11 protein-coding genes are annotated in these 13,733 nt (G+C 70.0%); 6 read left to right on the forward strand and 5 right to left on the reverse strand.

What is annotated here, in order from left to right; all coding sequences use genetic code 11:
* Positions 1-9: 9 nt before the first annotated feature.
* The 3 genes from QSK05_RS32715 to QSK05_RS32725 all read left to right on the forward strand — a co-directional run bounded on the left by QSK05_RS32715 (position 10) and on the right by QSK05_RS32725 (position 4,373).
* Positions 10-1,665 (forward strand): ABC-F family ATP-binding cassette domain-containing protein, encoded by a 1,656-nt coding sequence (locus QSK05_RS32715; RefSeq protein WP_285601272.1) that lies wholly within the window; start codon positions 10-12, stop codon positions 1,663-1,665.
* 118 nt (positions 1,666-1,783) lie between these two features.
* Complete coding sequence (locus QSK05_RS32720) at positions 1,784-3,382, forward strand: ATP-dependent DNA ligase (RefSeq protein WP_285601273.1); 1,599 nt, start codon at positions 1,784-1,786, stop codon at positions 3,380-3,382.
* 154 nt (positions 3,383-3,536) lie between these two features.
* Complete coding sequence (locus QSK05_RS32725; RefSeq protein ID WP_285601274.1) at positions 3,537-4,373, forward strand: phosphatase PAP2 family protein; 837 nt, start codon at positions 3,537-3,539, stop codon at positions 4,371-4,373.
* A gap of 85 nt (positions 4,374-4,458) precedes the next feature.
* Here QSK05_RS32725 and QSK05_RS32730 read toward each other — a convergent pair whose 3' ends face one another.
* The 4 genes from QSK05_RS32730 to QSK05_RS32745 all read right to left on the reverse strand — a co-directional run bounded on the left by QSK05_RS32730 (position 4,459) and on the right by QSK05_RS32745 (position 8,930).
* The gene (locus QSK05_RS32730; RefSeq protein ID WP_285601275.1) at positions 4,459-4,659 is read right to left on the reverse strand and encodes a DUF397 domain-containing protein; all 201 of its coding nucleotides are present in this window, start codon (positions 4,657-4,659) and stop codon (positions 4,459-4,461) included.
* A 57-nt stretch (positions 4,660-4,716) separates the two neighbouring features.
* Entirely contained in the window at positions 4,717-5,646 is a 930-nt protein-coding gene (locus QSK05_RS32735; protein ID WP_285601276.1) for a PAC2 family protein, read from the reverse strand.
* A 248-nt stretch (positions 5,647-5,894) separates the two neighbouring features.
* A complete protein-coding gene (locus QSK05_RS32740) occupies positions 5,895-6,821 on the reverse strand; it encodes a PadR family transcriptional regulator (RefSeq protein WP_285601277.1) in 927 nt (308 codons plus the stop codon).
* Positions 6,822-7,136: 315 nt separating this feature from the next.
* Entirely contained in the window at positions 7,137-8,930 is a 1,794-nt protein-coding gene (locus QSK05_RS32745; protein WP_502879854.1) for an alkaline phosphatase D family protein, read from the reverse strand.
* Between the two features lie 47 nt (positions 8,931-8,977).
* On the opposite strand from QSK05_RS32745, the gene QSK05_RS32750 reads away from it, so the two are divergent.
* From QSK05_RS32750 to QSK05_RS32760, 3 genes are read left to right on the forward strand one after another with little or no spacing between them, the layout of a single operon-like run.
* Positions 8,978-10,915 (forward strand): penicillin-binding transpeptidase domain-containing protein, encoded by a 1,938-nt coding sequence (locus tag QSK05_RS32750; RefSeq protein WP_285601279.1) that lies wholly within the window; start codon positions 8,978-8,980, stop codon positions 10,913-10,915.
* Positions 10,916-10,952: 37 nt separating this feature from the next.
* Entirely contained in the window at positions 10,953-12,329 is a 1,377-nt protein-coding gene (locus QSK05_RS32755; protein WP_285601280.1) for a glycosyltransferase family 87 protein, read from the forward strand.
* Positions 12,330-12,346: 17 nt separating this feature from the next.
* A complete protein-coding gene (locus tag QSK05_RS32760) occupies positions 12,347-13,096 on the forward strand; it encodes a M50 family metallopeptidase (protein ID WP_285601281.1) in 750 nt (249 codons plus the stop codon).
* 91 nt (positions 13,097-13,187) lie between these two features.
* Here QSK05_RS32760 and QSK05_RS32765 read toward each other — a convergent pair whose 3' ends face one another.
* A complete protein-coding gene (locus QSK05_RS32765) occupies positions 13,188-13,637 on the reverse strand; it encodes an SRPBCC family protein (protein WP_285601282.1) in 450 nt (149 codons plus the stop codon).
* Positions 13,638-13,733 lie beyond the last annotated feature (96 nt).

Consider the following 13,733-nt stretch of genomic DNA (forward strand, 5'->3'; position numbering starts at 1 on the left):
CTTCTCGGTATGTCTGCAACCCTGCTCGCCCGCGACCTCGCAGCCGGGCACGGTGACCGTCAGCTCTTCACCGGGCTCGACCTGGTCGTCGCCCCCGGTGACGTGGTGGGCCTGGTCGGCGCCAACGGCGCCGGCAAGTCAACCCTGCTGAAAATCCTTGCCGGGCTGGAGGAGTCCGAGAACGGCAAGGTCTCCCTGAGCCCCGAGCAGGCCATCGTCGGTTACCTGCCGCAGGAGCACGAGCGGCGGCCCGAAGAAACCGTGCTCGAGTTCCTGGCCCGGCGCTGCGGCATCACCGCCGTCCAGGCCGAACTCGACGCCGCCACCGAGGAGCTGGCCGGCGGTGGGGACGGCGACTCCTACTCGGTCGCGTTCGACCGCTGGATGGCGCTCGGCGCCGCGGACTTCGACGAGAGGGCCGAGCAGGTCACCGAGGAGATCGGCCTGCGGTCGGGCCTGGTCGGTGGACTGCGGACGCCCATGGTCTCACTGTCGGGCGGCCAGGCCGCCCGCGCGGGGCTGGCGTCGCTGCTGCTCAGCCGGTACGACGTGATCCTGCTCGACGAGCCGACGAACGACCTCGACCTGGCCGGGCTGGACCGGCTGGAGCAGTTCGTCACCGAACTGCGCTCAGGGGTCGTGGTGGTCAGCCACGACCGGGAGTTCCTGGCCCGCACGGTGACCCGGGTGGTGGAGCTCGACCTGGTCCAGCAGCAGGTCAGCGTGTACGGCGGCGGTTACGAGGCCTATCTGGAAGAGCGCGAGGTGGCCCGGCGGCACGCCCGCGAGGCCTACGAGGACTACGCCGACACCAAGTCTGGCCTGGAGGAACGCGGCCGCACGCAGCGCAACTGGATGGAGCAGGGCGTGCGCAACGCCCGGCGCAAGGCCACGGACAATGACAAGAACGTCAAGGCCTTCCGGGCCGAGTCGTCCGAGAAGCAGGCCGCCAAGGCCCGGCAGACCCAGCGCCTGATCGAGCGACTCGATGTGGTCGAGGAACCGCGCAAGGAATGGCAGCTGCAGTTCGAGATCGCCACCGCCTCCCGCTCCGGTGCGGTGGTAGCCACGCTCGACGCCGCGGTGGCGCAGCGCGGTGACTTCCGCCTCGGGCCCCTGACCCTGCAGATCGACTGGGCCGACCGCATCGCCATCACCGGCCCCAATGGCTCGGGCAAGACCACGCTGCTGTCCCTGTTGCTGGGCCGGCTCGCCCCCACGTCGGGCCGGGCCGCGCTGGGCTCGGGCGTGGTGGTCGGCGAGATCGACCAGGCCCGTTCGGCGTTCACCGGTGAGAGGACCGTGATGCAGTCCCTGGGCGCACAGGTGCCGGACTGGCCGGACGCCGACGTGCGCACCCTGCTGGCGAAGTTCGGGCTCGGAGCCCGGCACGTGTCCCGCCCGGCCGGCACTCTCTCCCCCGGCGAGCGCACCCGCGCCGGGCTGGCCCTGCTGCAGGCCCGCGGGGTGAACCTGCTGGTGCTCGACGAGCCCACGAACCACCTCGACCTGCCCGCGATCGAGCAGCTGGAGCAGGCGCTGGACTCGTTCGGCGGCACCCTGCTGCTGGTCTCGCACGACCGGCGGATGCTGGAGGCGGTGCGGGTGACCCGCCGCTTCGGTGTGGCGGCCCAGGACGGGGTCGGCACGGTCTCGGAGACCTGACGGGGAAGGTTCGCCTGATCACGAGCCCCTGGCCTTGTTCGTGATCAGGCGATCCCCCCACCTTCCCCGGTGATCGTTTCGAAGTGTTCTTGTCGGTGGTCGCGGGCAGAGTAGGTGCGTGCTCCTCACCGAGATCGCCGCGGCCTCCGAGGCCGTGGCCGCAGCGTCCGCCCGGCGCGACAAGGTCGCGCTGCTGGCCGCCTGTCTGCGTCGGGCCAGCGGTTCGGACGCGCCGGTGGTGGCGGCCTGGCTGTCCGGGCGCACCTTCCAGCGGCGCACCGGGCTGGGGTGGGCCTCCCTGCGGGCGGTTCCCCCACCTGCGGTGTCGCCGTCCCTCACGGTTCACATGGTGGACGCGCAACTCGCCCGGGCCTCGCTGCTCACCGGTGCGGGGTCGAGCGGTGAGCGGCAGAGGATCGTGCTCGAGCTCCTCGCCGCGGCCACCGCCGGTGAGCAGCGGCTGCTGTCCGGCCTGATCTCCGGCGAGCTGCGCCAGGGCGCCGCGGCCGGGCTGATCGTCGACGCTGTGGCCAAGGCCGCCGAGGTCCCCCTGGCCTCCGTGCGCCGGGCCCTGGCGGTGCACGGCGACCTGCCCGACGTGGCCGCGGCCGCGCTGGAGGGTGGCGAGAGCGCCCTGGCCGCGTTCCAGCTCTCGGTCGGCCGGCCCCTGGCCCCGATGCTCGCCGCCCCGGCCCCCGAACTCGGTGCGGCACTGATGAAGACCGGCCCCGCCGGCGTGGAGTGGAAGCTCGACGGGGTACGGGTACAGATCCACCGGCAGGGCGACACGGTGGCCGTGTTCACCCGCACCCTCGACGACATCACCGCACGCGTGCCCGAAGTGGTCGAGGCGGTGCGGGGTCTCGACGTGGCCGACGCCATTCTCGACGGTGAGGTGATCGCGTGCGCCGCCTCCGGCCGACCCGCCCCGTTCCAGGTCACCTCCGCCCGGGTGGCCCGGCATGACATCGAGAAGGCAAGGTCAGCAACCCCTTTGAGTCTCACCCTGTTCGATGCCCTGCACGTGGACGGCGACGACCTGATCGATCGGCCCGGCACCGACCGGCGCACGCGCCTCGAGGCCGCGGCCCCGGAACTCCTCGTTCCCCGGCACGTCGTCGACGACCCGTCCGACGAGGCCGCGGTGACCGGGGCGCGGGCGTTCGCGGCCGACACCCTGGCCCGGGGGCACGAGGGGGTGGTGGTGAAGTCGCTGGCCGCCGCCTACACGATGGGCCGACGTGGTGCGGGCTGGGTGAAGGTCAAGCCCCGCATCACCCTCGACCTGGTGGTGCTCGCGGCCGAGTGGGGGCACGGCCGGCGCACCGGCAAACTCTCGAACCTGCACCTCGGCGCCCGCGACCCGGACGGTGAGTACGGCCCGCCCGGCGGCTTCGTCATGCTCGGCAAGACCTTCAAGGGCCTCACCGACGTGATGCTCGACTGGCAGACCGGGAGGCTGCGCGAGCTGGCCGAGCGCGAGTCGACGTGGGTCGTGCACGTACGCCCCGAACTGGTCGTCGAGATCGCCTTCGACGGCGTGCAGCGCTCGCCGCGCTACCCGGCCGGCCTGGCCCTGCGCTTCGCCCGGGTCCTGGCCCATCGGCCGGACAAGCCCGCCGCCGAGGCCGACACGATCGCGACCGTCCGCAGCCACCACGTCGTCGAGGAGGGCGAGACGAAAACGCCCGCCGAGGCGGAGCAGGAGGAGGCATGAGGCTCCGTGCCCACCGACGGGACGGCCCCGGCGAGCAGCCTCGTGACGCCGACCCCGACGCGAGATGACAAGACACGGAAGACCGGACGGAGCTGGACAACCGGGGCACCTCACTGGAGCCCCGCCGTACGACGAGGGAAAGGCACGCGACCCCATGGCATCACAGCCCGGCAACGCGGCCTCAGGATCTGAGGCCTCGACAGCGGTGCACGACGACGACCATCCGGACCCCGACAACCTCGAGTCGCACCTGGCCGGTGACACCCCGTCCGAGCATGAGGGCCGCCTGGTACTCACCGGGCTGCTGCTGTTCCTCGGGACGGCGCTGCTCGGTGGGTTCGTGCTGATCGGTGTGCTCGTGGCGACGGGCCTACCCGGCGTGCCGAAGATCGATCACGACGTGTCGACCGGGGCGCACGGCTACGTGGTGGACCGGCCCTGGCTGGCCGACATCCTGACGGTGATCGGACACGTCACCGAGCCGTTCGTGATCCGCGCGATCTTCCTGGTGCTGGCGATCGTGCTCTGGCGGCGCGGAGCCCGCCGGGCGGTGGCCTGGATGGTCGCGACGCTGGTCATCGGCGGCACGCTCAACCCCCTGATCAAGCTGCTGGTCGAGCGGAACCGGCCGGACCTGCCCGACCCGGTCTACCTGGCCTCGGGGTCGAGCTTTCCCTCCGGACACACCACCAACGCCGTGATGTTCGCCGGCATCGTGCTGGTGCTCCTCGAGCCCAGCCTGCGGCACCACGTACGGGCCCCCGGCGACGGCCGGTCCGTGCGCAGTACCCGAGGGCGGGTAGCGCTGTGGGTGGGAGCGTTCGCGTGGCCGGTCTTCGTCGCGCTCGACCGGCTCGGCCTGGGCGTGCACTACCTGACCGACGTCGTCGGCGGGTTCTTCTTCGGACTGTCGGTGCTGCTGATCACGCTGGTGGCGTTCAGCCGGAGCAGCACGCTGAAACTCTGGCCGCGGAAACAACCGAACACCTGACCGAACCCGACAGCCCCGCCGGGTGACTGACACCGGGCGGGGCTGGAGGACGTCCACCATGAGGTTCGGACGAAAGGCGACCCGCCTACACGAGGTGGTCGAACTCGCCCTTCTTCGCGCCGTCGAGCCACGCGTCCCACTCACCGGGGGTGAACGAGAGCACGTCGCCGGTCTCGCCGTTTTTCGAGTAGCGCACCTCGATCATCTCGCCGGTGCGGCGCATCTCGACGAACTCGTCACTGCCGTCGGCGCCGCTGGCCCTGATCCACCCGCTGTCGATGCCCATCACGAACTCCCCGTATGCCGGAAATCACCGTACGAACAGGGGCAGCGTACCGATACGTCAGACGTCGCCACGGCCCTTGCGGTCGTTCTCCTCGGCGAGGAAGCGCTCGAGCTCGGCGCCCAGCTCGTCGGCGGTGGGCAGCTCACCCGGGCCGTCCGCGAGCGGCAGCGCATTGCCCTCACCGGCGACGTAGGCGTCGTACTGCTGCTCCAGGGCACTCACCACGGCAGCCACCTCGGGCTGCCCGGCGACCTGTTCCTCAATGGCGGCGCGGGTCTCGATGCCGGCCTCGATGAGCGTGCCGGTGGGCAGTGTCAGGTCGCTGACGTCGGCCACGGCGTCGACCAGCACCACGGCAGCATCGGGGAACTCGGCCTGGGTCAGGTAGTGCGGCACGTGCACGGCAAATCCCGCGGCATCTCTACCGGCCTGGCCCAGTCGTAACTCCAGCAGGCCGGCGACGTTGCCCGGGACCTGCACATTGCCGGCCCAGATGTTCTTGATGTCGATCAGGTTCTTTCGGGTGGCGTGCGCGGTCATACCGGAGGGGCGCGTGTGCGGCACCGCCATCGGGATCGCGTGCACGCCGATGGTCAGGCGCACGTTGTAGTGGTCGACGAGCTCCGTGACCGCGGCCACGAAACGCTCCCACTGGATGTCCGGCTCCGGGCCGGTCAGCATCAGGAAGCCGCGCCCCTCGACGTCTTTGACCTCCTCGAGCACCAGCTGGGGAGCCTCGTAGCTCTCCCAGCGGTTCTCCATGAAGGTCATCGCCGGGCGCCGCGCGCGGTAGTCGTAGAGCTGGTCGACATCGAATGTGGCCAGCACCCGGTGTTCCAGCGAGCTGAGCAGGTGCTCTCCCGCCAGCCGGCCCGCGTTGCCCGCGTCGATGAAACCTCCGAGCGCGTGCAGCAGCACAGGGTGTTCGAGAGCGCCCTCTTCGGGCTGCTCGTCGGCGAGCGTGTAAAGATCCCGCGGATCCAGCACGAGCGTCCTCCTCCATCGCCGGGCGCGGTTACTCACCGTCGCGCATTGTGCTCGTCCCGGCCCGTTCCGCGACGCGCATCGACGATGGCGCCGATGCGCCGAAACGGGCACCCGGCATCTACAACGCTACCGGCACGTCGGTAAATCCCCGATCCGGCTCCACCCTCAGCGAACAGGCAGGCGCACACCCGCAGATGCCGCATCCGGCCCAGGACCGGACACGACATCCACGGTGCGGATCAACCGGTTCACTCAGTGTCATCCGATGCGCCCGGCTCCGGGGCCGGTTCGGCGCTCCGGTCCTCGGCGAGGATCAGGTAGATCCGGCGCCGGGCCTCGTCCAGCGCCTGTCGTGCCCGCTCGACCTGCTCGTCCGAACCCAACCGGGCGACCTGCTGGGTGGCCTGACCGAGGGCACCCATGCCCTCGAACAGGGTCTGCACCCGCTGCCGCTGACCCGGACCGGCCATCGCCCACGGTTCGGCGTACTCGGACGGGTTCTGCTGCACCGACTCGCGTCCGGCATCGGTGATCGAGAAGACCTTGCGACCCCCCTCGGCGTCCTCCGCCCGCACCAGCCCTTCGTCCTGCAACTGCTGCAGCACCGGGTAGACCGATCCCGGGCTGGGCCGCCACAGGCCACCACTGCGCTTGGTCAGCTCACCCATGATCGCGTAACCGTGGTAGCCCTGAGCGGGCTCCTCGGCCAGCAGCGCGAGGATCGCGGCCCGCACGTTGCCCCGCGGACGACGCCCACCCCGGTCACCGCGACCCTCACCGCGACCGGGACCACCACCACCGGGACCCCAGCCACCCCGGCCGAACCCACCCGGGCCGAACCCCCCGGGACCGAAACCACCCGGACCGAAACCACCCGGACCGAACGGCCCCTGCCCGAACCGGCCGAAACCACGCCGGCCACCCGGGCGCCCGTCACCGAACCCCTCGCGACCGTCCTCGTCCTCCGGGAAGTCCTCGGGGTCGTTGCCCCGCCCGGCCGCCCGCGGCCCGAAACCCGGCCCGAACCCGCGACCGGGACCGAACCGCCCCCGCCCGAACCGCCGGCGCGAACCGTGCCGCCCGTCGCCGTCGTCAGCCCCCGGGGAACCCCAGGCCGGATCGTCGCGGTCGACCTCGTACGCCTGCTCGTCGTTGTCCTTCTGCGCCTGCTTCATCACTAGCTCCTTCAGATCTGCCGGAGCTCCCGATGAGCTTCGGCGATACGTTGACGATATATCGGTAACGTATCGCTGTCGATAGCATTCCCGAGAGGAGCAGCCGGCAGAGGACGATGTGGTCGGGGCCTCCAGGCGCCCCCGGCGCCCGTAGACGTCATCGACGCCCCCCAAAAAAACGCCGTGATCATGCAAAATCTCCCCGGCGTTCTAGAACTCTCGAGCTCACAGTTCTAGAACGCCGGGGAGATTTTGCATGATCACGAACGAGGTGTCGGGGCCACCTCAAGCCACCTCAAGCCACCTCAAGCCACCTCAACGGCCCGAGAGGTCCCGGGCCATTGCGACCGTGAGCGGATAGCGGGCCGGGTCCCAGTCCTGCTCGGTGAGGGCCCACTGGTTTTCCGGCTCCTGCCCACCGGAGGGGATGGAGAGCCGGTTGCGCGGGGGCAAGGGCTGCGCCTCACGGGTCGACTCCAGCATCACGCGGGCCGCGCGACCCTCGAGAATCAGCGTGGAAATGGCGTTCCCGAAGATCGGGCCGCCGATCGAGCCCCACGACATGACGGTCTCGGGAATGGTGCGCGGACGGGTGAACAGCAGCCTCGCCAGGCGGGTGACAGGCCCGGTCCAGGAGATGCTGAACGCCAGTCGCATGACCCACGGGATGGTGTTGTGCACGGGCGAGCAGGTCAGCTGGTAGACCTTCGACGCTTCGGCGGGCACGGAAGACATCAGCGCCGTGACATCGGCCTCGCAGATGTAGCTGTGGTGCACGTCGCCGGACAGCACGCAGACGGTGGCCGGGGCCTGCGGCCCCGACGCCACGTCGGCGATCAGCCGGGCGAGCCGGTCGAACGATTCGCGGAACGCCGGCCAGTGCTCCAGATCGGCCGCGCGGCGTAGTTTCTCGCCCAGTACGGCGCGGCGGCCGGTGCCCTCGGCGAGATGCTCGCTCCAGGCCTCGATCTGGTGCAGGGCGGGCGCCATCAGCCAGGGCAGGGAGGTACCGATGAGCAGGTGGTCGTAGTCGCCCCGGGTGCGCTCCTCGACCCAGGCGAACTCGTCCTCGGACAGCATCGACCGGTAGTCGCCGTCGAGCATCCGCCCGCACCGCGAGTCGATCACCACCAGCCGGGTACGCCCCAGGTCACGCCAGAACGACCAGCGGTAGCCCTTGCCCCCGTCCGCCTCGGCGTCGGCCATCACCGCGAACTCCCGCAGCATCGGGGCGGCGTCCTCGTCCACCTCGGCCAGCGCCCGCACCCGCTGGTACACCTCGTCGGCGGCCAGTTCGTCCGGCGACAGGTTCCCGATGTGCTGGTACACCCAGTACGAGACCAGACCGCCGATGATGCGCTCGGCCCACCAGTCGGTCTTCTTCACGTCGGCCCGCCACGAGCGCGAGGTGTTCCAGTCGTCGTGCACGTCGTGGTCGTCGAAGATCATCGCGATCGGCACGGTCGACATCAGCCAGCGGATCTGCGGATCGCTCCACGACTCGTGGTAGAGCCAGGTGTACTCCTCGAAGTCGGCGACCTCGCCGTGCGGGGGCCGGGAGATGTCCCGGTGATCGGCGATGCGCTGCTGGGTGAGCTCGGTGGTCTCGTCCGCATAGACCTGGTCGCCGAGCATGACCATCAGGTCGGGCCAGCCGTCACCGGAATCGTTGGCCACCCGGACGGCGTAGGCCTCCAGGGCGTCCACCCCGTACTTACGTCGCCCCTTGACCGTGCGTTGGGTGGCGACCCGGCACGAACCGTAGGCGATGCGCTGCGGACGATCGGGGTCGAGCGTGCGGATCCGCGAGGAGGGGAGAACACCGGGGGCCGGATGTGGCGAATCCGACACGCCGGACGTGCCCGACAGTCCGGTAGTGCGCACCGGTGGCCACACCAGTTCGCCGTCCAGGCGCACGTCGTACTCGATCACCTCCCCCTCCGGGAGGCCGGTGACCGGTACGAGGGCGTAGTGATGGCCGCTGACCTCGAAGGTCTTCTCGGTGGTGCCGAGCACAGAAACTTCACAGCGGGTGTCCACCTCGACCCAGAGAGTGGCGTGAGCAGCACCGACATGCCGAAGGACAGGACCGAGGATCAAGGAGGGCACCTTCCCTTCGTACCGCAGGCCCGGCATGACCGCTACCGTCGGGCACCGTGAACCGTCGCGTCCTGATCTATGTCCTGGTGGCCGTGCTGGTCCTCGCGGGAGCAGGGGGTACAGCCCTGTACCTGCTGCGCGGGGGCGACAACAGCGGAGCGCAGAAAACCGCGGCCGAGGCGTTCGGCCGGGCCTGGGCGGGCGGGAACCTCGGCACCATCGGCTGGGCCGGCGGCCAGGCAGGCACCACGGACGACCCCGCCCAGGCGGTCCAGACCACCACCGCCGGCCTGACGTCCGAGAAGACCGACAAGCCCTCCGACGTCACCGTGGGCAAGGTCACCGAGTCGGCGAGTGGCGACACGGCGACCGCACCGCTGCACGTGACCTGGACCCTGGCCCGCGACCGGACGTGGGAGTACGACACCACGCTGACGCTGGTGAACCAGGACGACAGCTGGCTGCCGCAGTACGTGTCCACGCTGGTGCACCCGGACCTGACCGGTGACCTCGCCACCGCCACGCTGAAGGCGAGCACGGTGACGGGCAAGCGCGGCCAGATCCTCGGCGCGAACGACAAGGTGCTGGTCGAGGACCGCCCGGTGGTCGTAGTCGGGATCCACAAGGCAAAAACGGACGACGTGGAACAGACGGTGACCAGGGTCGCCGGAGTGGTCGGTGTGGACGGCGCGGCCCTGCTCAAGCGGGTGAAGGCGGCCGGTGCCGACACCTTCGTCGACGTGATCACCCTGCGCAGGGCCGCCTACAACCAGGTGAGCGCCCGGCTCAAACCGATCCCCGGGGTGGTGTTCCAGACCAAGGACGTCGCGCTCACCCCCTCCTCCGACTTCGCCCGGCCGCTGTTCGGGAACGTCGGCGCGGCCACGGCCGACATCGTCAAGGAGTCGGACGGGCGGGTGCAGGCCGGCGACGAGACCGGCCTGTCCGGCCTGCAGCGCACCTACGACGAGCAGCTCGCCGGAACCCCGGGCGTGGTCGTGACGGCCGTGCCGAAGGAGGGTGAGGGCAAGGAGATGTTCCGGGCCGACGCGACCGACGGCAAGGACCTCCAGCTCACGCTCGACCTGGAGATCCAGAACGCCGCGGACAAGGCGATCGCGACGGCGACGCACCTGGCCGGGATGGTCGCGATCGACGCGAAGACCGGCAACATCCTGGCGATCGCCAACGGTGGCCCGAACGGCAACGGCTACAACCGCGCCCTGCTCGGCCAGTACGCGCCCGGCTCGACCTTCAAGATCGCGTCCGGCCTGGGCCTGGTGGAGTACGGCGGGATGACCGCGAACAAGACGGTGGCCTGTCCCAAGGCCCTGACGGTCAGCGGCAAGAAATTCACCAACGCGGAGGACGAGGTCCTCGGCAAGGTGCCTTTCTCCAGTGACTTCGCCCACTCGTGCAACACCGCGTTCGTCGGCAGCGCGAAGCTCATCAGCCAGGCGCAGCTGGCCGAGGCCGCGGGCTCGCTGGGCTACGGACAGCCCAACGCCACCGGCGTCACGGCCTTCACCGGACAGGTCCCGACCAAGGGCGACACCGTCGCCCACGCCGCCGCGATGATCGGCCAGGGCACCGTGCTGGTCAGCCCGATGGCCGTGGCGAGCGCGTCCGGCGCGATCGCCTCCGGCACCTGGCACGCGCCGAAGCTGGTGCTGAACGGCACCGGGAACGACGAGGCCACGGCCGATGTCGACCCGGTGAAGCTGGATACCAAGAGCGCGCGGACGATGCGCTCACTGATGCGCACGGTGGTCACCAGCGGTACGGGTACCGGCATGAAGAACGTGCCCGGCGGGCCGGTCTCCGGCAAGACCGGCACCGCGGAGTACGGCACCGACACGCCCCCGAAGACGAACGCCTGGTTCACCGGTTTCCAGGGCGACATCGCGTTCGCGGTCCTCGTCGAGGACGGCGGTTTCGGCGCCAAGAGTGCAGTGCCGGTGGCCAAGAAGTTCCTGACCGATCTCGCGTCGTAGTACTCACCCAGGGAAAGGGTCGGTAGAGTCCCGGCCGATGACCGGGACCAGCAGATTCGACCGAGGGCTGCGGATATGGCTGGTTGTGATGCTGCTGGCCTGCGTGGGCCTGGCGGTGGGCTGGGCCGCCAAGGCCCCTTGCGTGGACACCTACACCACTCCTGACGGCCAGGTGGCGCTCGACTGGCGGGACGCGCGGCAGTACTCGCTGCACTGTTACTCCGACGCGATCCCGCTGTACGGGGTGGACCACCTCCAGGACGGCACGCTGCCGTACAAGACCACCTGGACCGACGCCGACGGCACCGTGCGGGCCATGGAGTACCCGGTGGTCACCGGCATGCTCCAGTACGTCGGCATGCGGTTCACGAAGGTCTACGTCGGCATCACCGGCGACACCGGGCCGGAGGTGGTGCCCTACTTCGTGATCATGGCGATCGTGCTGGCGATCTCCTGGCTGGTGGCAGTGGCCTGCACCATCCCGCTGGCGGTGCGCAAGTGGGAGGTGGTGCTGATGGCACTCTCCCCGCTGGTGTTCGTGCACGCCTTCACCAACTTCGACACCCTGGCCGTGGCCCTGGCCGCCGCCGGGATGCTCGCCTGGGCCCGGCAACGGCCTCTGCTGGCCGGCCTGCTGCTGGGGATCGGCGCGGCGGCCAAGCTTTACCCGTTGTTCATCCTCGGGCCGCTGCTGATCCTCTGCTGGCGCTCGGGAACGCTGAAGCCGTGGTGGAAGGCCACCCTGGCGGCCGCCGGGGCCTGGATCGCCTGCAACGCCCCGTTCGCGCTGCTCTACCCGCGCGGCTGGTGGGAGTTCTTCCGGCTGAACTCGACCCGCCCGGCCGACCACGACTCGATCTACAACGCGATCACGACCTTCACCCGCTGGGAAGGGTTCGACGGCCCGCTGTACGCGGGTCAGTCGCCGGAGAAACTCAACACCTTCAGCCTGGCTGCCTTCCTGGTGCTGTGCCTGGTGATCGGGGTGATCGGGCTCACCTCACCGCGCCGGCCCCGGCTGGCCTCGCTGGTCTTCCTGGTGGTGGCCGCGTTCCTGCTGACCAACAAGGTGTGGAGCCCGCAGTACTCACTGTGGCTGGTGCCCCTGGCCGTGCTGGCCCTGCCCCGGGTCTGGGTACTGCTGGTCTGGATGGTCACGGACGCCTACCTCTGGTACCCCCGGCTGGGGTACTTCCTCGGCCTGCAGGACCCGTCCCGGGGCAACTCCCCCGAGCGGTTCCTCACCGTGGTGGTGCTGCGTGACCTGCTGGTGCTGCTCATCTGCGCCATGATCGTCCACACGATCTACCGGCCCCAGGCCGATCCGGTACGGCGGCAGGGTGTGGACGATCCGGCCTTCGGGCCCGTCGATGATCATCTTCCGGACCGCAGACTCGTTCCCCAGCGGGGATGACCCCTACCCTTGGCGAAATGTCAGCGGTGAACTCCGATTTCTCCCGTCTCAACTGGGACAACCTCTCCTGGGACTCCCTCGGCGACGAGCGCGTCATGGTGATCGTGCTGGGGGTCGCAGCGGTCGTGCTGACCGGCGAGCGCACCACCTGGCACGTGCTGCGCAACGTGGTGACGATCGCCCACGAGGGTGGCCACGCCGTGATCGCGCTGCTCATGGGCCGCGAGCTGGCCGGTATCAAGCTGCACTCGGACACCTCCGGCGTGACGCTCTCCCGGGGCAAGCCACGCGGCCTGGGCATGATCTTCACCGCGCTCGCGGGCTACCCGGCGCCGGCCGTGATCGGTGTGGGGCTGGCGGCGCTGATCGGGCTCGACCTGATCACCGTGCTGCTGTGGGTGGTGGTGGGCCTGCTGGCGGTGCTGCTGACACAGATCCGCAACGCCTTCGGGGTGCTCACGGTGGTCGTCACCGGTGGTGCGGCGGTGGCGGTGATGGTCTGGGGCAACGAGCGCACGGCGCTGGGCTTCGCCTGCGCGGTGACCTGGCTGCTGCTGATCGGCGGGCTGCGCGCAGTGATCGAGCTGCAGAGTTCCCGCCGGGCGCAGGGCAGCGGGCGGCGCGGTGGGCCCCCGGTGACCTCGGACGCCGATCAGCTGGCCTGGCTGAGCCACGTCCCCGGCGTGTTCTGGGTCACGGTGTTCTTCCTGCTGTCCCTGGCCTCGATCGTGGCCGGTGGCTGGCTGATGCTGAGCTGGAACCCGTAGGTGCCACGGGCCCCCGGCCGGATTCGCACCGACCGGGGGTTCGAGGGCCCTGCCGAGACCGTGCCGGCATCGCGGCAGGCCCTTGCGCGCCCTAGAGACAGACCTGGGCGAAGTCGTCCAACCGGTGCTCCCATTCCTGCTGCATCCGCTGCCGCTGCTCCGCGGGCAGGCCCTCGTGCCACAGCCGCAGCCGCGTACCGCCCGTGACCGGGGTCAGATCGAGTTCGACCAGACTGGGTTCGTCGTCGGCGTCCCCGGAGTGCCACGACAGTCGCAACTGCTCCAGAGGGTGATAGCTACGCACCATGCCGGCCTCACCCTCGTCACTCATGAAGCTGTGCCCCTCGCCGCGCAGCACGGCACCGTGACCCAGCCAGACAGAGGTGCCGACCGGACTTACCAAGATGTGCCAGACGTGACCCGCGCTACCGGCGAGCACCCTGCGCACGTACACCAGCTGCGGTCCGGGTACGACATCATCGTCGGTGAGCGCGGGTGGCAGCCCAGCCTCCACCCGACCCAACTGCACGAATGTGGACATGTAGCCCCCTTGCGATTCAGCCATACCGATCAGCACCCCCTCCCCGAGCCGGAGGGGCCAGTTTTCGGTCATCGTCGATAAACAGTCGGCCGATGG

It is taken from the genome of Kineosporia sp. NBRC 101731 (assembly GCF_030269305.1).
Lineage (GTDB): Bacteria > Actinomycetota > Actinomycetes > Actinomycetales > Kineosporiaceae > Kineosporia.

Coding starts and splice junctions, on each gene's coding strand:
- QSK05_RS32715 (WP_285601272.1), top strand. CDS start 10: ATGTCTGCAACCCTGCTCGCCCGCGACCTCGCAGCCGGGCACGGTGAC.
- QSK05_RS32725 (WP_285601274.1), top strand. CDS start 3,537: ATGGCATCACAGCCCGGCAACGCGGCCTCAGGATCTGAGGCCTCGACA.
- QSK05_RS32730 (WP_285601275.1), bottom strand. CDS start 4,659: ATGGGCATCGACAGCGGGTGGATCAGGGCCAGCGGCGCCGACGGCAGT.
- QSK05_RS32740 (WP_285601277.1), bottom strand. CDS start 6,821: ATGAAGCAGGCGCAGAAGGACAACGACGAGCAGGCGTACGAGGTCGAC.
- QSK05_RS32755 (WP_285601280.1), top strand. CDS start 10,953: ATGACCGGGACCAGCAGATTCGACCGAGGGCTGCGGATATGGCTGGTT.
- QSK05_RS32760 (WP_285601281.1), top strand. CDS start 12,347: ATGTCAGCGGTGAACTCCGATTTCTCCCGTCTCAACTGGGACAACCTC.
- QSK05_RS32765 (WP_285601282.1), bottom strand. CDS start 13,637: ATGTCCACATTCGTGCAGTTGGGTCGGGTGGAGGCTGGGCTGCCACCC.